17 protein-coding genes and 4 tRNA genes are annotated in these 16938 nt (G+C 41.7%); 14 read left to right on the top strand and 7 right to left on the bottom strand.

Annotated features, from left to right (window positions below; genetic code table 11):
* From HUZ36_RS18525 to HUZ36_RS18515, 3 genes are all read left to right on the top strand, one after another.
* Positions 1-1659 carry a fused response regulator/phosphatase gene (locus HUZ36_RS18525; RefSeq protein ID WP_176033646.1) on the top strand — a complete coding sequence of 553 codons (1659 nt, stop codon included), beginning with the start codon at positions 1-3 and terminating at the stop codon, positions 1657-1659.
* Positions 1660-1787: 128 nt separating this feature from the next.
* Positions 1788-2453 (top strand): GAF domain-containing protein, encoded by a 666-nt coding sequence (locus HUZ36_RS18520; RefSeq protein WP_176033645.1) that lies wholly within the window; start codon positions 1788-1790, stop codon positions 2451-2453.
* 232 nt (positions 2454-2685) lie between these two features.
* Positions 2686-3876 (top strand): amino acid aminotransferase, encoded by a 1191-nt coding sequence (locus HUZ36_RS18515; RefSeq protein WP_128731256.1) that lies wholly within the window; start codon positions 2686-2688, stop codon positions 3874-3876.
* A 130-nt stretch (positions 3877-4006) separates the two neighbouring features.
* Here HUZ36_RS18515 and HUZ36_RS18510 read toward each other — a convergent pair whose 3' ends face one another.
* Positions 4007-4315: a YebG family protein gene (locus tag HUZ36_RS18510; protein WP_125253516.1), complete on the bottom strand. Its 309-nt coding sequence runs from the start codon at positions 4313-4315 to the stop codon at positions 4007-4009.
* A 272-nt stretch (positions 4316-4587) separates the two neighbouring features.
* Between HUZ36_RS18510 and HUZ36_RS18505 the strand changes: the two genes are divergently transcribed.
* Complete coding sequence (locus tag HUZ36_RS18505) at positions 4588-4890, top strand: ComEA family DNA-binding protein (RefSeq protein ID WP_128731985.1); 303 nt, start codon at positions 4588-4590, stop codon at positions 4888-4890.
* 53 nt (positions 4891-4943) lie between these two features.
* Here HUZ36_RS18505 and HUZ36_RS18500 read toward each other — a convergent pair whose 3' ends face one another.
* The 3 genes from HUZ36_RS18500 to HUZ36_RS18490 all read right to left on the bottom strand — a co-directional run bounded on the left by HUZ36_RS18500 (position 4944) and on the right by HUZ36_RS18490 (position 7440).
* Positions 4944-5252, bottom strand: a complete 309-nt coding sequence (locus tag HUZ36_RS18500) for a hypothetical protein (RefSeq protein ID WP_125253518.1) — start codon at positions 5250-5252, stop codon at positions 4944-4946.
* Between the two features lie 12 nt (positions 5253-5264).
* Positions 5265-5774, bottom strand: coding sequence for a disulfide bond formation protein DsbB (dsbB, locus tag HUZ36_RS18495; RefSeq protein WP_128731984.1), 510 nt, complete (start codon positions 5772-5774; stop codon positions 5265-5267).
* Positions 5775-5943: 169 nt separating this feature from the next.
* Positions 5944-7440 (bottom strand): amidohydrolase family protein, encoded by a 1497-nt coding sequence (locus HUZ36_RS18490; RefSeq protein WP_176033644.1) that lies wholly within the window; start codon positions 7438-7440, stop codon positions 5944-5946.
* Positions 7441-7585: 145 nt separating this feature from the next.
* On the opposite strand from HUZ36_RS18490, the gene HUZ36_RS18485 reads away from it, so the two are divergent.
* The 3 genes from HUZ36_RS18485 to HUZ36_RS18475 all read left to right on the top strand — a co-directional run bounded on the left by HUZ36_RS18485 (position 7586) and on the right by HUZ36_RS18475 (position 11257).
* On the top strand, positions 7586-9358 hold the full coding sequence (locus HUZ36_RS18485; RefSeq protein ID WP_176033643.1) for a winged helix-turn-helix domain-containing protein: 1773 nt from the start codon (positions 7586-7588) through the stop codon (positions 9356-9358).
* A gap of 258 nt (positions 9359-9616) precedes the next feature.
* Entirely contained in the window at positions 9617-10330 is a 714-nt protein-coding gene (fadR, locus tag HUZ36_RS18480) for a fatty acid metabolism transcriptional regulator FadR (RefSeq protein WP_125253522.1), read from the top strand.
* A gap of 321 nt (positions 10331-10651) precedes the next feature.
* On the top strand, positions 10652-11257 hold the full coding sequence (locus HUZ36_RS18475; RefSeq protein WP_099641288.1) for a peroxiredoxin C: 606 nt from the start codon (positions 10652-10654) through the stop codon (positions 11255-11257).
* A 256-nt stretch (positions 11258-11513) separates the two neighbouring features.
* Here the strand turns inward: HUZ36_RS18475 and HUZ36_RS18470 are convergent, their stop codons facing one another.
* Both HUZ36_RS18470 and smrB read right to left on the bottom strand, forming a co-directional pair.
* Positions 11514-11756 (bottom strand): hypothetical protein, encoded by a 243-nt coding sequence (locus HUZ36_RS18470; protein WP_147391149.1) that lies wholly within the window; start codon positions 11754-11756, stop codon positions 11514-11516.
* Positions 11757-11971: 215 nt separating this feature from the next.
* Positions 11972-12523, bottom strand: a complete 552-nt coding sequence (gene smrB, locus HUZ36_RS18465; RefSeq protein WP_176033642.1) for an endonuclease SmrB — start codon at positions 12521-12523, stop codon at positions 11972-11974.
* Between the two features lie 95 nt (positions 12524-12618).
* On the opposite strand from smrB, the gene prmB reads away from it, so the two are divergent.
* From prmB to HUZ36_RS18450, 3 genes are all read left to right on the top strand, one after another.
* Positions 12619-13554, top strand: a complete 936-nt coding sequence (gene prmB, locus HUZ36_RS18460) for a 50S ribosomal protein L3 N(5)-glutamine methyltransferase (protein ID WP_147391151.1) — start codon at positions 12619-12621, stop codon at positions 13552-13554.
* Positions 13555-13601: 47 nt separating this feature from the next.
* Positions 13602-14699, top strand: coding sequence for a chorismate synthase (gene aroC, locus HUZ36_RS18455; RefSeq protein ID WP_176033641.1), 1098 nt, complete (start codon positions 13602-13604; stop codon positions 14697-14699).
* An 85-nt stretch (positions 14700-14784) separates the two neighbouring features.
* Positions 14785-15216 (top strand): hypothetical protein, encoded by a 432-nt coding sequence (locus HUZ36_RS18450; protein ID WP_147391147.1) that lies wholly within the window; start codon positions 14785-14787, stop codon positions 15214-15216.
* A gap of 61 nt (positions 15217-15277) precedes the next feature.
* Here the strand turns inward: HUZ36_RS18450 and folD are convergent, their stop codons facing one another.
* Positions 15278-16132, bottom strand: a complete 855-nt coding sequence (folD, locus tag HUZ36_RS18445) for a bifunctional methylenetetrahydrofolate dehydrogenase/methenyltetrahydrofolate cyclohydrolase FolD (protein WP_125253528.1) — start codon at positions 16130-16132, stop codon at positions 15278-15280.
* A gap of 416 nt (positions 16133-16548) precedes the next feature.
* Between folD and HUZ36_RS18440 the strand changes: the two genes are divergently transcribed.
* From HUZ36_RS18440 to HUZ36_RS18425, 4 genes are all read left to right on the top strand, one after another.
* Positions 16549-16625 (top strand) — tRNA-Pro (locus HUZ36_RS18440).
* 43 nt (positions 16626-16668) lie between these two features.
* Positions 16669-16745 (top strand) — tRNA-Arg (locus tag HUZ36_RS18435).
* Positions 16746-16769: 24 nt separating this feature from the next.
* Positions 16770-16845, top strand: a tRNA-His gene (locus tag HUZ36_RS18430).
* Positions 16846-16864: 19 nt separating this feature from the next.
* Positions 16865-16938 (top strand) — tRNA-Pro (locus HUZ36_RS18425).

Raw genomic sequence — 16938 nt, 5'->3', positions numbered from 1 at the left:
ATGAATATCTTGGTTGTTGATGATCAAATACTGAATTGCAGACTTCTCACGACAATGCTTGAGCAGCAATTTTACACTGTTTTTTGTGCTCATAATGGTTCTGAGGCGCTAAAAATACTCGCGCTTCATGACATCGATATTGTCTTGTTGGATGTGTTGATGCCAGTGATGGATGGCTTTGAAACCGCGCCAAAAATAAAACAGCATGCCGGAAATGTGTACTTACCAATCATTTTTATTACCGCATTGGAAGATCAAAGTAGTTTTGAAAAGTGTCTCGCTGTAGGTGGGGATGATTTCATTCACAAACCGTTTGATAAAGTCATTTTGTCGGCGAAAATAAAAGCACATGCGAGAACTCGAAGGCTTAGTCAACAAAGTAACGAACAAAAACGACAGCTTGAGTATCATTACAATCAAATCGAACGAGAGCATGAAATTGTTGAGCATATATTTAGTAATGCTCTAGCCCAGCAGACAACGTATCCTGAGATATGCGAGTATCATTTATCACCAGCCTCTATGTTTAACGGTGATATGTTTTTAATGGCAAAAAGTCCGATGGGAGGATTTTATTGTCTACTAGGCGATTTTACTGGGCATGGACTTGCTGCGGCAGTGGGGGCATTACCCGCTTCAAGGATCTTTTATACCATGGTTCAAAAAGGGATGGCGGTAAGTGATATTGCCGTTGAATTGAATACAGCTCTGAATGAATTATTACCTGGACATATGTTTTGCGCCGCAGCCATCATTGAATTAAGTAGTTCAGGTAAGAGTATTTCTGCTTGGATCGGTGGGTTACCAGATCTTTATCTTATTGACAGAAACGGCAAGTTGATTAAAACAATAGAAAGCCAGCATATGGCATTGGGGATATTGGACACAGAGGAATTTGAGCGAAACTTATTGCACTTTGAAGTAAACCCTGAACAACGTTTGGTCATGGCAACGGATGGTATCATAGAGTCAGAATCTGATAGGGGGGACATGTATGGAGAGAGAAGACTAAAACGTTTGCTAGCAAGCCGACCTGTTATTTCAACCGAGCAAATCATTTCTGAAGTGAGGGAGTTTACAGGAAGTGGGGAGCAGCAAGATGATTTAAGCATTGCAATCATCAACTGTGTGGCGAGTGAATCTGTGGCATCAGTCCCATCTCATTATTCAAGCCTTCCATTCAATATATCACTCTCCTTGGATGCACAGCAGATGAAAACAACCGATCCAGTGCTTGAGTTGGTTGATTTGTTAAGCGAAGTAGATGGAATTTCAGCACATCGCTCCAATATCTTCTTACTACTATCAGAGGCATATAATAACTCACTTGATCATGGTGTATTGGGTCTTGATTCAGAAATAAAAAATAAAGAAGACGGCTTTTTTGAGTATTACTGTCTCAGAGAGAGCGTTTTAAAAGAGCTGAAAGAAGCATTGATCATTATTTCTGTACGTTATAGCCCTGAAGAGCTTAAGTTGTATTTTTCTATTTGTGACTCCGGAAATGGTTTTAAAGCGGGCACACGTAATCAAGTGAAGCAGGAGTATAGTCATGGTCGGGGCGTAAGTTTGCTGGGGGAAATTGCACAAAGTGTCAGCTATAACAGCGCTGGGAATGAGTTAGAAATGGTGTATTCACTTACCTCCGAATCTATTTAAAGCAAACTCAGACGCTCTTTTATTATACTCATACCAAAGCTTGAAAACCGCTATAAAACTACTACTTTTGAGTTGGCAATGTGACACCAGCGTGTTAGTCTTGCATTAATTTTAATTTGGATGTTTAGATGGCTAAAGTGTCACGTTATATTTCTTTAAGTGGGTTATCAATCCAACCTGAGCTTTTACAGCAGCAACTAGTCAAAGTAGATACATTCCTTGAGCAAAACACAAGTTCGGCGGTGTGGTCTTATCAAATCCCAGAGCTTGGTGAAGCAGGTAGTTGTAGTTTATTTGGCAACCTACAAGACACGCCTTTTTTATTGCAGGAATATATAGAAAAAGCTGAATCTAATGAGTATGCGTTGAGCAAGTTGCAAACAATAGTATCTGCTGTGGTTGCGCATAGCGCAGTAGACTGGTTTGGGATCTATCAAGCTAGGGAAACTCAAGAGGGTAAGCAGCTGCTTAAACTGGCTTACCATGGTGCGCCGAGCAGACCATTATTTCCAATAACAGAGGCTTTTGCAGCAACGTCAAATAATATTCAAACGGTACTAAGTGCAAAGGCACGGGTAATTAACGATATACCGGCGTATGTTGCTAGGGGAGGGGAATATTATACGTGCGACCCTAAAGTTAAAGCTGAGGTGTGTTTGCCTTTATTTAATAAGCACGAGCAATGTATTGGTATTATTGATGCTGAAGCATTTACAGAGGCTTTTTTTGATGAGGAAATACTCGCGTTATTAGCCGCTGCATGTATTCGCATCCCACAATATTTACCAAAATAACCAGTCTATTTCTTTATTCAATTGGTAGCGTAGCAGCCCTAAGATAACTAGCACCACTTGATATTTTAGTCTGTAAACTTGCCTCTGCTTAGGTGCGGACAAGTTTACAAAAATGAATAAAATTCTAGATAAATATGGTAACTGGTAACAAATCTGTATGTTACCATCAACGCTATTGGAATCGGATGTCAATCATCCGAATTGGAATTAATTAAAATAAAAGAGATAAGCTATGTTCTCAGAGCTAAAACCACTCCCAACAGATCCTATTTTAGGCCTGATGGCCGCTTATAAGCAGGATAACAACCCACAAAAAATAGATCTTGGTGTCGGCGTTTATAAAGATGAACAGGGAAATACACCTGTTCTCAGAGCGGTTAAAAAGGCGGAAGCGTTTCGTCTAGAAAACGAAACAACGAAAAGCTACATTGGTTTAGCTGGTAATTTAGACTTTTGTCAGAAAATAGAGTCTTTATTACTTGGGGAGCATAGCGCGCTGTTGGCAAACCGTGTACGTACAGCACAGGCACCTGGTGGCACCGGTGCTTTACGTGTCGCAGCTGAGTTTATTAAACGTTGCAATACTAATGCAACTGTGTGGGTGACTACCCCGACTTGGGCAAATCACATTAGCTTATTTGAAGCCGCTGGCTTGACGGTAAAAGAGTACCCTTATTATGACTATGAAAATAAAGGGTTACTATTTGACGAAATGATCAATGCGCTAAAACAAGTGCCCAAAGGTGATGTAGTGCTTCTTCATGCTTGTTGTCATAACCCAAGCGGTATGGACCTGAATCAACAGCAGTGGCAAACCGTGGCAGAGCTTGCAAAAGAGCAGGGCTTTACGCCTCTTATTGATATTGCTTATCAGGGCTTTGGCACTAGTTTGGAGGCCGATGCACAAGGGTTAAGAGCGGTTGCTGATCAGGTCGATGAAATGATTATCTGTTCTTCATGCTCGAAGAACTTTGGTCTGTATCGTGAGCGAGTTGGTGCGTGCTCTATTATTGCCAAAGACAGCAATGTCGCTGATGTGTCGAATTCGGTAATGCTAAGCGTGGTACGTAGTATCTATTCAATGCCACCAGCGCATGGTGCAGATATTGTAAATACAATTTTAAGTAGTACTGAGCTGACGCAGATGTGGCATGATGAGTTGGATGAGATGCGTGGTCGCATCAATGGCTTGCGTACATTGATAAAGGAAAGCTTAGCGGCAAAAGGCGTTGACCAAGACTTCTCATTTATTGATCGCCAGCATGGTATGTTCTCATTCCTAGGAATAAACAAAGAGCAAATCGACAGGCTTCGTAATGAGTATGCTATATATATTGTAGGTTCTAGCCGTGTTAACGTCGCTGGTGTAAGCAAAGATAATATCGATTATTTTGCAGATGCTGTAGCAAGTGTAATTAAATAAGCTTTATTACGCGTGATAAAAAAACCGCAATTTGCTGCGGTTTTTTTTGTGTGTAGGATTGCATGAATCGAATTTACTTTACGCAAATTTCACATGGAATAGATGCTACCGGAGACTAAATGTTATCCTTTTAAGCTTGTTTAATTTTAGTTACTTTATCTGAGGGATTTTCAGTCTCAACTTTACTTTTTGCACTGGCTTTTGTTGATACCTTGCCACCTTTTAATACGGAAACAAAGTCATCTTTTTGTTTTGCAATTTCAAGTGCTAGGGATTCGACTTGTTGTTCACTTAGTGGTACGTCTACCTTAGTCAGCATATCTTCTAGTGCCTCTGCGACATCTAACATTTTATCGTAAGCATCAGCCTCTTTTTTAGATGTGAAAGTCATACGCTCGACTCCATTTCTTTCAACAACATATTTGATGATAACTGCCATGGTTATTCCCCTTGTCACTGTTTTTATATACAGTAATCCTAAACTCCATAATACGCAAGTTATTTTGAAAATTTTTCAAGTTCGGATGAGTTTAGTTTGTTTTAATAACTTAAATTAAAACAGGAGGTTATCAATAATTTTTATTTATTGAACAATGAGTGGCTTTGACAAATCATAAAACACTGACTTTAGTTATATGGCCTTATTAATCATCAGTGAGAATGCAGGTGATAAATGAGGGATTGGATCTTTTCACACAAGGAGTGTTATTTATGTTGATAAAAACCATCACACTATCCATTTTACTTGCGCTAGGCCTTGGTCACTCTGTGACCGTTGCTAAACCTCCAGAGCAAGTCATCACAGTGCAATCACAAAACCACAGTGTATTAGACATTAACACAGCTGATGCGGATGCACTGTCAACTTTACCAGGGATTGGTATACATAAAGCTGAAGCTATTATTGAATATCGCGAAAAGCTCGGCCGCTTTAAATCCATACAAGAGCTGCTTGAGGTAAAAGGTATCGGGAATAGAATACTGGCCAAACTGGAGGGCAAGATAAAAGTTTGATAGAACAGGAGTATGCGGGCTAATTTTAGTTGTCCGCATACTAATTTAACTGTTTAGTCTACTTTTTGTGCTGAAGTAAACTCTGTTATTGCTTGTGTCAGTTTGGGTTGTCCAAAATAAATTTCTAGCGGTGTAGTAAGTAATGGGTAGATCAATCCTGCAACGAATAAGACAGGCAATAGGAGCCACCCTTCAAATACTACTAACGATGCAAAAAATGGAGTTAATAGTATTAATTTAGCGATCCGTAATAGCACCTTAGTTTTGGCATCAAGATGACTCAACGCGATACGTAAAATCATCTGTTTTTCACGGAGCTTAAATTCATCAAGTTGTGCTATTTGGCTTAACCTAAAATACATGAATTTGCTATCTCAACTTCTTTTTGTGAAATGGAAGAATAAAAACAAGATAAACACCGCGCTGTAAAATGCGAAAATGATTTCCATCCAACCAGGCATAGACAGTCCTGCAAAAGACCAATCTATATTACCGCAATCACCTGTTGCAGCAAAGAAGCTTGGCAGCCATTCGTGAAGGGGCATAAAAGATGGGAAATTAGGTATAAAGTCACAGGTGAAGGCAAATGGGTCTGTGGTTGTTTGCATCTCTATATGTTCGCGTGCAATCAAGAACCCCCAAATGCTTCCGACTCCCCACGAAGTAAATGCTAGGCTTCGCACGGCAAAATTACGCGGTGCTATCATACCGATTAAACCAGCAGCGAGTAACCCGAGCATCGCAAAACGTTGATAAATACACATGATACAAGGCTCTAACCCCATACCATATTGGAAGTAAAGCGCCACAGCCTCAAAAATAGCTGCTGAGAGCGCAAGCAATCCCCAAGACTGCTTTGAAAGGTGAAAAGATGCAATGCTCATTATGAAGAACCTCTTTTTGTTTTATTATGCTTTATCAGGCCCTATCAGAGCAACCTTCCATCGTGAGTGGGCGCTACCTTTGAGCGTTTTTGCGCTCAATTCTCAATATATCGGGTTGAAAAGAGCCTGCCAAAGGTCAACTAAGCGCTCAGCAGCACTAGTATCTGTTTCACCGCGCTCCTAAGGCATTGATATGTAGTGTAGCGCGCTTAATCATGGTGCCATTTACAATTACAGAATCAATATCGTTGTAAGCGCTTACTGACTTTAAAGGGTCGCTGTTTAAAAGTAGTAAGTTGGCAATTTTATTTACAGCTACACTGCCATATCTATCATCTAAAGAGAAGGCTTTGGCATTGTTTATGGTCGCTGCACTGAGCAAGCTAGCCAAGCCTACGCCAGCTTGGTGCATCATAGTCAATTCTTTATATGTAGATAATCCAGGTTGTGATGTATAGGTTGGTGCTGGCGGTGTATCCGAACCAAGTAGCAATGTGGCATCATTTTTATATAAGTAGTTAAGTGCTAACTGCCCTTGGGAAAAAATGCGTTTCAGCTTAGCGACTTTTTTCTGATTACTCATGCTGCCCCAACCTTGGTTCATTTCTTTAAAAAACCAACGACCAGGTTCACTTTGATACCAAGCAATCACAGGTGAAGGGAGCACAGTTTGATATTCTTCAGTGAAAGAGAATGTGCTGTCAGTTACTTTTGCCAATGAGTCCATTACAGTCAACGTCGGCTGATATGCAATGTCTTTTTCAATGATGCTATCAAGTACCGCTTTTACTGTTGGTGGCAGAACGTTTGTAGCTTGGTTGATATTAGGCGTTAACCAGTTCCAAAGACCATGAGCCATTATGTCAACATTGGCATCTACGGCAAGTTGCTGCATATCAACGGCATTGGCATGAGCCATGGAAGGTAATCCTATTGCCTTGGCAGACTCGGTCAAGCGCCTTGCATCACCTTGATAGATAAGCGGTATATTACTGTTTTCTCCAAAGCCATCTTCAAAGTAAAGTTTGGCACAAGTTGCGCCATCTGACCTCATGCGCTCAAGCGGTTGACTACCTTGATGTGAATGTACCTGTGATGGCGTGAGTTCATGTGTTGGGTCATTATGCTGTGCAATAAAATAAGGTTTATGATGATGTAGCTTAGCGTAGCTTAAGCCTTCGGCGTTATAACCTTGATAAACTGGCATTGCACCGCAAAAAAAAGCATTCGGTGCAGGCACATTAGCCATAAAATCAGCGATGCCACTTGCTGTATTTGACGGATCGATTACTTGCGTCACGCCATAATATAGATAGTTTCTTCCTTGCCTTTGCAAAAACGCCTTTTGCATCTGTTTGGCGTTTGGATCTGAAGCGAGTAACCCAGGCATAGTTTTAAGGTGTACGTGGCTGTCGGTGAGCCCCGGAATAAGGTATTTATCTTTCGCATCAACGACAGTTTTTGCACGCGGTTTTTTACGTGCATTGGATACCTTAATGATTTTGCCATTTTGTATCGCTATCCAATGATTTGAAATGATATTCACTTGGTGCTTATCAACAGGGTTTAAAATGATAGCATTGTCAATTCTAAGGTCGACAGCTGCAAATAACGCATTAGAAAATAGCATGCAGTATGTCGCGGCAAATAATATTTGTTTTTTCATAATAAAAATTTGTTTGTGTTGTAATAGGAGTTACCGAGCATAAATTGGTTTACAGTTGTTGAACTAATTTTCATATAAATAAACTCTTAAATTTTTCTAAATTTAATTAAAACTATAATAATCAATAATATAAGGTGTTTTTGAGTTGAAAGATTTGTTACTAGGTAATTGGTTAGTTATGCCTAAGTTGAATCAAATTATTGAGTATCCCAACGGGCAAGAGTACACAGTAACGCCAAAAATGATGCAGCTGTTACTTGTTTTGATCGAGGCGGATGCACAGCCGCTTAGCATTGACGAGATCATTGAATTGGTATGGAAACCAAAAGTAGTGTCTGACAGCTCAGTTTACCAAGCCGTAGCACAGTTAAGAAAAATCCTAAACTCAGACCCACAACATAAAGAGTATATAGAGAGAATATCAGGTCATGGTTATAGGATAGCTCCGAATGTACTCGTCACTCAAAATAGTATAAACACTTCGGTAAAAAGCAGTCGTTGGATCTGGTTTGCAAGTGTCGGCTTTACGTTAGCGCTACTGCTTGCGATTTTGACATCTATCTTTAACGAAAGTACTCGCAATAGCGCAGAGGATGACCCTTACTTTGATGAGGTTACGCTTGCAAAGCACTTATCTAAAAGCACTAATATTGCAGAATTAGAGCAAGCAAAAAGCCTTTATCAACAGGTGCTGTCTAAGCAAGGAGAAAATATAGACGCGCTAAGTGGGTTATGTAATGCCTATATGGGGCTTAGCTTATTTGGTGAAATATCAGAATATGAGTTATTGGCGCTATGCCGTCCTTTACTGGAAAAAGCACGCGCATTGGAAGAGAAAAATATTGAAGTTATCACCTCCTTGGCTCGATTCGCTGTAATAGAAAATAACGATATACAAGCACAGAAATATTTTACTCGTGGTTTTGAAATATCAATAGACAATCCGAGGTTATGGCATTGGTATGGACGATTTCTTCGCAAGAGCAATGACATAGAAGGTGCCGTAGTAGCACACCAAAAAGCGTATCGATTAGCGCCAAATGATGCCGTTATCGTTCGCGGTTTAGCCTACGCCTATCTAAACTTTAGAGACATGAGCTTAGCGAGGAAATATTTTGAACGCAGTGTTGCCATCGCACCCCATACCAAGAATAACCCACTTTACCAGTTAGACTTCTATCCTTTGAGTCAAAAGCGGGCGCTCCAGTACCTACAGTGGTATCGTGAAAATCATGTTGATCACAATAAGCTCTACCCAGCACAACAGCTAAGCCATATATTGATGTTGCTCAGCTTAGGACGTACACAAGAGGCTAATACGTTGTATCAGCAAGCCACACAGTTCACGGCCACTTCAGCATCCTTCAGACTATATGTTGAAGCAGGGCTGGCTTGGCAACAAGGTAATGCAGAAAAAGCCGAAACGCTTTTAAAGCAACGTTATACGCTAGGCTCAAACGCTAAGCACTACGTGATGCCCTATGTGATGGCACTAATTGCGAACAGCAAATCTGAATTAGCAAAGGAGCTTTTTGAGCGTCATTTTAGTGAAGTTAGCTCTTTGCTGGCACCTATTTCAGAGCATACTGGGCAGTACCTCATCTATGCCTTAATGCTAAAGCTCACGGAACAACAAAATAAGTATGAGAGAGTAAACACATTAATTTCGAATCACCTCGCCCAAGATAAGGTGCTTGACACCTCCTTGCTAGCGCTGTGGTTTACTATTAATAACGAAGAGCTCCGTGCTAAACAAGCACTCACTGATTTACTCAATGATGGTTGGCTTCCAGATTATAACGATAGCTTCTTTGCAATTGAGCTCTATTTTTCTCGCTTTACTGATCATGAGTTTAAACGTCAATGGCAACGACGTCTCAAGCGTATACAAGCCCAGCTGGAGGAGCGGGTAGAATAACCTACCTCGAGCAAAGTTATGGATGAACCTAAATCGTGGCTATCCGTTGAGGTACGCGACGGATAGCCCATATCAAAAAAGGCAATAAATACAGCAAGCCTTGCGCTGCTACTTCCGGAGATTATCTTTGCTATGTAGCATCAATTTCTGGCTTGGGTGATTTGTTGCTTGTTAGTTGAGCTTCATCTGGTACAATCAGTGGATTAACGAGCACAACCTGCCAATATAGGCATTGATGTAATAATAAAGTGGTGTGAGATGAGAATTTTCAAAGCCAAGAGCCCAGCTGGATTTGCTGAAGAATATATTGTTGAGTCAATTTGGAACGGCGAATTTCCTCCGGGATCAATCCTACCTGCTGAGCGTGAGCTTTCTGAACTCATTGGTGTAACTAGAACAACACTACGCGAAGTATTGCAAAGGCTGGCACGCGATGGTTGGTTGACTATCCAGCATGGTAAGCCAACTCGAGTCAATAATTTTTGGGAAACGTCAGGGCTAAATATTCTCGAGACACTAGCGCGTCTTGATGAAGATAAAATGCCTGAACTAACCGATCAGTTGTTGTCTGCTAGAACCAATATCAGCGCCATCTATACTCGTGCTGCTATCAAGTTTAACCCTCAACGTGTTATTGATATCTTATCCAAACATGCAGAATTAGCGGACACCGCCGAAGCATTTGCCGATTATGACTATCAGGTGCACCATGAACTGGCAGGCGCAGGTCAGAACAAAATTTATGTACTTATCTTAAATGGATTCAAAGGGTTGTATTCTAAGATTGGTTGTCATTATTTCTCTGATTCAAGAACGCGAGATCTCGCTAGACAGTTTTACGCAGACCTTACCACGTTGGCAGAAAACCAAGAACATGATGGTGCAATCTCTCTGATGCGTAAATATGGTCATCAGTCTGGCGAAATTTGGCAGCAGATCCGTGGTGATATGCCTGAAAATATCATGGACTAAATTAGTCACAGAATTATACATTAAAGGCTTCATAGTGAAGCCTTTTTTGATCTCAGGTGTTGGTTTGCAAGATATTTGCTACTTTTTCCGGCAATCGAATTTATAGATTGATGCTATCGGTTAATTCGATTGTTATTTCTGTTCCTACGCCAATACACTAGTCAAAGTTTTTGGTAGTAAAAAAGCACAAGGCACTTTAGTGAACGCTAAATGCAAAGGTTGTTTTTTTATAAGCATGCCACAATATTAAGTACCAGATGTTTTGAACTCGATAGAGAGACAAAACAAGATTGGAAATAAACCTAACTATTGGAGATAAAAATGGGTGTATTAGTAGGCCGCAAGGCACCAGACTTTACAGCAGCAGCAGTACTAGGTAACGGTGAGATCGTAGATAGCTACAACCTGCACGAGCGTATTAAAGGTAAAAAAGCGGTTGTTTTCTTTTACCCACTAGACTTCACTTTTGTTTGTCCTTCAGAGCTAATCGCATTTGACAAGCGTTACGAAGAGTTCCAAAAGCGTGGTGTTGAAGTTATCGGTGTTTCTATCGACTCTCAATTCTCACACAACGCATGGCGTAACACTCCAGTAAACGAAGGTGGTATTGGTCCAGTTAAATACGATCTAGTTGCTGACGTTAAACACGAAATCTGTCAAGCATACGACGTTGAGCACCCAGAGGCTGGTGTTGCTTTCCGTGGTTCTTTCCTAATTGACGCTGAAGGTAACGTACGTCACCAAGTAGTGAACGATCTACCACTTGGCCGTAACATCGACGAAATGCTGCGCATGGTTGATGCACTTGCATTCCACGAAGAGCACGGTGAAGTATGTCCAGCTGGTTGGACTGAAGGTAAAGCAGGTATGGACGCAAGCCCTGAAGGTGTTGCGAAGTTCCTATCTGAGAACGAAGGCGCACTATAATTTAGTGTCTGCTACGTAATATCTATAAGATATTAAAAAGAAACCCGCTAGTTAGCGGGTTTTTTTAATTGCTTTCGATTTCTCGGCGGCTTTCTCAGGGTAATACGTTGACTATTCGGCAGCCCTGCCTCTTTAGCAAGTGCCATGCTAGTTAAAATTAATGTACTGACCGAGCGACTTTATTAGTTGAATGCTTAGGTACGCTGCAAATAAGCTTATCACTGGAGTTGCTAGTAAACTCAAAAATGTAAGTTCATTAATCATTACGCTTTTCCTTTTCGTCTTTCTTGTTAGTATTTTCAGCTTGAAATGCTGCTTGCAATGATTGTTTGGTTTCGATTCTCAGCTCTTCGATGTTGGCCTTTATTGATTCACTGATCGCTTGTGATATTTTGCTTTTCACATCCTGTAGGATGGAGTCGTCTATTTCTGTAGCAGTAGTTGTCATGCTAGCTGTTAGTAGTAACGTAGTCATGGTTAGTTTCGCTAAAGTAGTCATAATAAGTTTCCTTGTAATTTGTTAGTCGCAATAACTATTACAAAGGTTGTGCCAACGTGAATTTATTTTTTAAAGCTTTGATTTTTAAATCAATTTAGTTTTCTATGAAGAAGTTAACGTAAGACGTTGGTGAATTTGACGAAGGTAACATAACAAAAATAACGAAGTTTTAGTCAAATATATAAAGAGGAGGTTGAGCTCGTAATGAGGCCGAATTAACGGCCAAAACTTGGATCGTCTGGTAGGTCGACAAGGATCAATACAGCACCTTTACCACCGTACTCTAACGGTGCTTGGTGTATCGCTAAGACATCAGGGTGTTGTACAAGGTATTGCGGCACTTTATGTTTGAGTATTCGCTCGCCAATGCCGTGAACAATGCAGGCACAAGCAATATGCTGTTTTTTACAAGCATGAATTAACGCAGCAAGCTCTTGTTTGACGGTCTCTTTGTTCAAACCGTGTAAATCTAATATCAGCTCTGGTGCATAATCACCACGCCTAAGCTGTTTAGCGAGATAGCGGTCAGCGCCAGCCTTAACATAATTAATAGTTCCCGAAGTATCGATATCAGGAATATACTCGTCCGAAAAGTAAAACTCTGACTGTTGCTGCTTCACTTGTTGTTTCAGCTCTACACTGTGAATTTTTTTCGTTTGTTTGAGCTGCACCTGATCTTGCTTAAGAGGTTTTACACCATTCAAGGACTCGCGAAACATCGCGAAATCATCATTTAGGTCAGCATTAGTGTTAGATTCTTTGTTCATGGTGACATTTTAAATAAAAAAAGCATAAAAACCTAGCTTAAAAACCGCTACAATGTCGCCATATAGTTTGATCTTAGAGAATCTTCATGACGGAAATGTCACAACCACTAATCACCGACGAAATGGCAAATGAAGCGTTTCAAGACCTCCATACCATCCAAGACTGGGTACGATGGACTGCAACTCAGTTTGTCAGCAATGAGGTCTTTTTTGGTCACGGAACAGATAACCCGTGGGATGAAGCGGTAAGTTTGGTGCTGCCTGTGCTCCATATGCCTATTGATGCACCTAAAGAAATTATGCACGCCCGTGTGACGCAAAGTGAAAAATCTCACTTGATTGGCTACATTAAAGCACGTATTGAACAGCGTATTCCCGTGGCTTATTTGACCAATCAAGCTTGGTTTGCTGGTATGCCGTTTTATGTTGATGAGCGCGTATTAGTACCACGCTCTCCATTTGCAGAATTAATTGCAAAACATTTTTCTCCTTGGGTGGCATCGCCTAACAAAATAAACCGTATTTTAGATATGTGTACGGGCTCTGGTTGTATTGCAATTGCACTTGCCAAAGCATTTGAGCGTGCACAAGTAGATGCAGTAGACATTTCTTTTGAAGCTTTAGAAGTGGCTGATCACAATATCAATCAGCATATGATGCACGATAGAGTGTTTGCCATCCAGTCTGATGTATTCAGTGGTGTACCGGGTCAAAAATATGACTTAATCGTAGCAAACCCACCTTACGTTGATGCTGAAGACATGTCTGACTTGCCTGAAGAGTTTCATCATGAGCCAGAGCTTGGTTTGGCGTCAGGAGAGGATGGCCTTGACGTAACTCGTACTTTGTTAGCAGAAGCTGCGGATCATCTAAATGATGACGGTTTGTTATTTGTCGAAGTCGGCAATTCTATGGTACATATGGAACAGCAATTCCCTGAAGCACCTTTCACTTGGTTAGAGTTTGACCACGGTGGTCTGGGGGTCTTTGTGGTATCCAAACAGCAATTGTTGGAATACTTTAAAAATTGATAGGGAGCCAATGCTCTCTATCGTCTATTTTGGAATGAGGAAAAACGATGGCAGGCAATAGCATTGGCCAATTATTTAAGGTGTCGACCTTTGGTGAAAGCCATGGCGCTGCGCTTGGTGGCGTGGTGGATGGTGTACCACCTGGGCTTGAGATAACTGAAGCTGACTTACAAATTGATTTGGATAGACGTAAACCGGGTCAAAGCCGATACACAACACAGCGACGCGAAGGTGATGAGATAAAAATCCTTTCGGGTGTATTCGAAGGTAAGACGACCGGAACTAGTATTGGACTGTTAATTGAAAATACCGATCAACGTTCCAAAGATTATTCTAACATCAAAGATTTATTTCGTCCGGGTCATGGCGACTACACCTATTGGCACAAATATGGCCACAGAGATTACCGTGGTGGTGGACGTTCTTCTGCCCGTGAAACAGCGATCCGAGTTGCGGCTGGTGCGATAGCGAAAAAATATCTAAAACAAGCTCATGGCATTGAGATCAATGCTTGTCTTTCCCAATTAGGCCCTATTAAAGCTCAAACGTATGATTGGTCAGTTGTGGAAAACAACCCCTTTTTCTTTCCTGATGAGTCTAAGCTTGAAGCGTTAGATGAATATATGCGTACGCTGAAAAAAGAAGGTGATTCAGTTGGCGCGAAAGTTAAAGTTGTGGCGAAAAACGTACCTGTAGGTCTAGGTGAGCCTGTTTTTGACCGTCTGGATGCCGAAATTGCGCACTCCCTAATGAGCATTAATGCGGTAAAAGGTGTAGAAATTGGTGACGGCTTTGATGTGGTTGAACAAAAAGGTTCTGAGCATAGAGATGAGCTGACACCGCAGGGCTTCACCTCAAACCATGCAGGTGGCGTATTAGCAGGTATTTCAACAGGGCAGGACATTATCGCGTCAATTGCGCTAAAACCTACCTCAAGTATCTCAGTCCCTGGGCAGAGCATTGATACCCAAAATCAACCGCAAGAGGTAGTTACCAAAGGCCGCCACGATCCATGTGTGGGCATTCGTGCCATCCCTATAGCGGAAGCGATGTTAGCCATAACACTTATGGATCATCTATTACGTCACCGCGGTCAAAACCAAGACGTCAATTTGCCGCACAAGCCCATTTCAAGCCGTCTCTGATTTTATTCGGCGTCCTGGGGTTATTTGACTTCAGGTTGTTCTGGCACAGTGTTTGCTCTTCTTGAACAAATCAAGGAGAGCAATCATGATCACTTATCAATCTCACTTTGCAACTCGTACAGTAGAGTCTGCTTCGCAGCAGCACAGCCCTACCCAAACTAATCGAGCTAAATCAAGTGCTCAAGAGCAAGCGTATGTCGCGGCTGCGAATATAGCTGCACAATCTTCTCGTGCACTCGACCATAAAGTAGACGAGCCATTTAAATATGAAGTAGTGGAGCGTAATGAAACATTTCTCGAAAAAATGAGAGAAGCGGTAATGTTTAGCCGCTTAGGGGCAAATAAAGAGAAAATTGATGAATTAAAAGAGAAAATGGCAGAGCTTGAAAAGCTCGCAGCCGAGGGAAAAATTTCACCCGAAGAATTAGAAGAGCGTATGGCTGCATTAGAAGAAGCAATGAGAGATGCGGTAACTCAAGAAGAAAACAAAGCGAACAAGGACACGCTACTGAGTTAGTGAGGCTCAAAATGATAAAGGCCTCATTAGAGGCCTTATCAGTGTTATAACTCAATACTGTTTAGCTATGGTAGTTTTCACACGCTTCAAGGGTGTTTTCAATCAAGCTAGCTACTGTCATCGGGCCTACGCCACCAGGCACTGGAGTGATAAAGCTCGCGTTTTGTTCCGCGATGTCATATTGCACGTCACCGACTAACTTACCTGATTCCAATCGGTTAATACCTACATCAATGACAATGGCACCTTCTTTAACCCAGTCACCCGGAATAAACTCAGGTTTACCGACTGCGACGACGAGTAGATCTGCACGACGAACGTGGGCTTCCAAGTCTTGGGTAAATTTATGGCAAACGGTTGTGGTACATCCTGCCAGTAGCAGTTCAAGTGACATTGGACGACCTACAATGTTTGAAGCACCAACCACAACAGCGTGCATCCCTTTATAACGCACACCGGTAGAGTCGAGTAGGGTAATGATCCCTTTTGGCGTACAAGGTCTTAGTGCTGGCATTCGTTGAGCAAGACGACCCACATTATAAGGATGGAAGCCGTCGACGTCTTTGTGAGGATCTATACGCTCTAACACTTTTTCCGCGTCTAGGCCTTCAGGTAGCGGCAATTGCACTAAGATCCCATCAACTTCAGGGTCTGCATTAAGCTCGTCAACTAGCGTGAGCAGTTGCGCTTCGCTCGTGTCACCTGGTAAGTCGAAAGATTTAGAAACAAATCCAACTTCTTCACAGGCTTTACGCTTTGAACCAACATAAACTTGACTCGCAGGATCCTGACCTACTAACACAACTGCCAAGCCTGGTGCTCTCAGACCTTGTGCCAGTCTCTCTTGAACTCGTTGTGCAACAGTAGAACGAACTTGTTTCGCGATAGCTTTGCCATCAATGATGTTTGCCGTCATGATTGACCTATATTAAGGGTTAAAAAACTTGAACGATGATAGAGCCTTTAAATTCTCCTATACAAGTACTTTTATTGAGTGATGACTCTGCTTGTAAAGAAAAATAATGGGGTTGCTCTATTTATATGTCCTGCTAATTAGTTTGATAGAGGACATTTGCCCGCTATTTTCGCAAAAAACAGCTAGCCCGCCAAGTTAGCATTGCGTAAAACCGGAGGTTTTCACAACTTGCCTAGGTAAGAGCGTATAAAATTTGATTAAGTCAGCTGTTTTATCAACAATTTGTGGTAAAATTAGGCAGTTGAAACAAAAACTAAAAAAAATATTTGACCTGCTGGGGGCAAATCACTATTATGCACCCCGTTGCCAACGAGGACTCACCGATAAAAAGGTTCTTAGTTCTCCAAGGTCACAGTCGGCGATTAGCGCAGCTTGGTAGCGCACTTGGTTTGGGTCCAAGGGGTCGCAGGTTCAAATCCTGCATCGCCGACCACTTTTAAAATAAGATAGTAGCATGAAGATGTTTACTCGAGTTTGCGCCCTTAGCTCAGCTGGATAGAGCAACGCCCTTCTAAGGCGTCGGTCGAAGGTTCGAATCCTTCAGGGTGCGCCATCTTATTTTAATCCACATGTAGTGGCGGCTGTAGCTCAGTTGGTAGAGCCCTGGATTGTGATTCCGGTTGTCGTGGGTTCAAGTCCCATCAGTCGCCCCATCTACATGCCAAAATTAGTCGGCGATTAGCGCAGCTTGGTAGCGCACTTGGTTTGGGTCCAAGGGGTCGCAGGTTCAAATCCTGCATCGCCGA

The sequence above is a fragment of the Pseudoalteromonas sp. McH1-7 genome (assembly GCF_013366255.1).
GTDB lineage: Bacteria > Pseudomonadota > Gammaproteobacteria > Enterobacterales > Alteromonadaceae > Pseudoalteromonas > Pseudoalteromonas peptidolytica.
This window is presented reverse-complemented; position numbering and strand designations above follow the sequence as displayed.

Bases quoted from the DNA above. Each gene is read 5' to 3' on its own strand.
- HUZ36_RS18525 (WP_176033646.1), top strand. From the start codon at position 1: ATGAATATCTTGGTTGTTGATGATCAAATACTGAATTGCAGACTTCTC.
- HUZ36_RS18520 (WP_176033645.1), top strand. From the start codon at position 1,788: ATGGCTAAAGTGTCACGTTATATTTCTTTAAGTGGGTTATCAATCCAA.
- HUZ36_RS18515 (WP_128731256.1), top strand. From the start codon at position 2,686: ATGTTCTCAGAGCTAAAACCACTCCCAACAGATCCTATTTTAGGCCTG.
- HUZ36_RS18510 (WP_125253516.1), bottom strand. From the start codon at position 4,315: ATGGCAGTTATCATCAAATATGTTGTTGAAAGAAATGGAGTCGAGCGT.
- HUZ36_RS18505 (WP_128731985.1), top strand. From the start codon at position 4,588: ATGTTGATAAAAACCATCACACTATCCATTTTACTTGCGCTAGGCCTT.
- HUZ36_RS18500 (WP_125253518.1), bottom strand. From the start codon at position 5,252: ATGTATTTTAGGTTAAGCCAAATAGCACAACTTGATGAATTTAAGCTC.
- dsbB (WP_128731984.1), bottom strand. From the start codon at position 5,774: ATGAGCATTGCATCTTTTCACCTTTCAAAGCAGTCTTGGGGATTGCTT.
- HUZ36_RS18490 (WP_176033644.1), bottom strand. From the start codon at position 7,440: ATGAAAAAACAAATATTATTTGCCGCGACATACTGCATGCTATTTTCT.
- fadR (WP_125253522.1), top strand. From the start codon at position 9,617: ATGAGAATTTTCAAAGCCAAGAGCCCAGCTGGATTTGCTGAAGAATAT.
- HUZ36_RS18475 (WP_099641288.1), top strand. From the start codon at position 10,652: ATGGGTGTATTAGTAGGCCGCAAGGCACCAGACTTTACAGCAGCAGCA.
- HUZ36_RS18470 (WP_147391149.1), bottom strand. From the start codon at position 11,756: ATGACTACTTTAGCGAAACTAACCATGACTACGTTACTACTAACAGCT.
- smrB (WP_176033642.1), bottom strand. From the start codon at position 12,523: ATGAACAAAGAATCTAACACTAATGCTGACCTAAATGATGATTTCGCG.
- prmB (WP_147391151.1), top strand. From the start codon at position 12,619: ATGTCACAACCACTAATCACCGACGAAATGGCAAATGAAGCGTTTCAA.
- aroC (WP_176033641.1), top strand. From the start codon at position 13,602: ATGGCAGGCAATAGCATTGGCCAATTATTTAAGGTGTCGACCTTTGGT.
- HUZ36_RS18450 (WP_147391147.1), top strand. From the start codon at position 14,785: ATGATCACTTATCAATCTCACTTTGCAACTCGTACAGTAGAGTCTGCT.
- folD (WP_125253528.1), bottom strand. From the start codon at position 16,132: ATGACGGCAAACATCATTGATGGCAAAGCTATCGCGAAACAAGTTCGT.